The organism is Erwinia sp. MYb416 (genome assembly GCF_037479575.1).
Classification (GTDB): domain Bacteria; phylum Pseudomonadota; class Gammaproteobacteria; order Enterobacterales; family Enterobacteriaceae; genus Erwinia; species Erwinia rhapontici.
In genome coordinates this window covers 913-2,155 of the sequence record NZ_JBBGYT010000104.1, presented here as the reverse complement: position 1 = coordinate 2,155, position 1,243 = coordinate 913, and the positions used below count along the sequence as shown (strand labels likewise).

Sequence of the window (1,243 nt, the reverse complement as noted above, 5' to 3'; positions counted from 1 at the left end):
GTTCTATGTTATCCAGCCTTTCAAGCCAGGTCGCATAGCCAAGCTGATGCGTACCATTTAACGTTGCATGGGGAACTTCTTCTGCAGCCAAAACGAGCTGTATATCCCATGCATACTCATACCCAACAAAATTTTTCACCCACTCCTGCAAGACCGGAAGATCATCTCCCCAGGGACTGAACTGCATATATTCTTCAAGGGTGAGAGGACCTAAAATAAGCTTGAACTTGTGCTGACAATCTCTCACGGTATTGCCGAGAATGGCCCCATCTCCAAGCAGCATCGCACAGGCATCATCACCCAAAATAGTTTGATCGCATTTATCCAAACGTATCCACTGTTCTGCGAACTCCTCCATTCGCACTGGCACCTGAAAATAATAGTGTAAAGCGCCAATGATCCCTTCTGGATTACGAGATTCACGAATCAGGTGCGAAGATGATGCTAATCGAGCATGTGGCGGCAAGTGAGAATGTATAAGTTCTTGCGCATCGATACCGATCAGGCTTCCGACATAAAATGAAAATCTCTCATCATGTTTACGGTCAAGAGAGGCCGTATCCTGTGATAAAAACCACGCACGATACAGCAACGATAATGCTCGATGATGAAATATATTAACAAAATCAACCAGCGTATTATCGTAAGCTTCTGAGCGAGAATAAGCCAACTCAGAAAAATGCAGCGGCATCGCCCCCTGAGGGCCCCATATTCCTAAACCAAATAGCTCAAGATTGACCTTGCCGCTTTCCATTGAAATAGCAGATATTTCACGTGGAGCAAAAGCCATATAAGAACACTGCCCGATGCGGAAAGCTTCCTGTCCAGGAAGCTTAGCCCTACCAATCGGTGGCATATCACTCTTCTTTGCCGCTATTGCACGCATTAAGCTAATGTAGCCCGCGTTCCAGGGTTCATCCTCCTTGAACCAAGTTTCTAGCTCGGAGGTCATTGGTTGAACGTGTGAATTTTCTTTCATATTCACAGTGCTCCACGCCTTCCAGGCCGTGCTCCCCAGCGCGCAATAAGCCCTCTCTGCATTGAGTGTAATTCTGTCTCAGTAAAAATATTTATCGCAGCATGACGAGCCAAGTAGTTTTCCATGATAAGGCCAAATAAGTATGGACTAATGCCCGAAAATCCCTCTTCATCCACCGTTAACATACAGCGTACTCCCCGACCATAAACCAACAGGCCATCGCCAGGAATACGCCTAATAACAGGTTCACTTTTGCATCCCACA

The 1,243-nt window shown here is 46.2% G+C and carries 2 protein-coding genes; both read right to left on the bottom strand.

Going from position 1 to position 1,243, the window contains the following annotated elements; genetic code table 11:
* Window positions 1–979: type VI secretion system baseplate subunit TssG (gene tssG / locus WH277_RS00930; protein ID WP_339503845.1), on the bottom strand; the 979-nt coding region annotated here is incomplete at its 3' end.
* 2 nt (window positions 980–981) lie between these two features.
* A partial coding sequence (locus WH277_RS00925; protein ID WP_339503842.1) for a type VI secretion system baseplate subunit TssF occupies window positions 982–1,243 on the bottom strand: 262 nt, incomplete at its 5' end.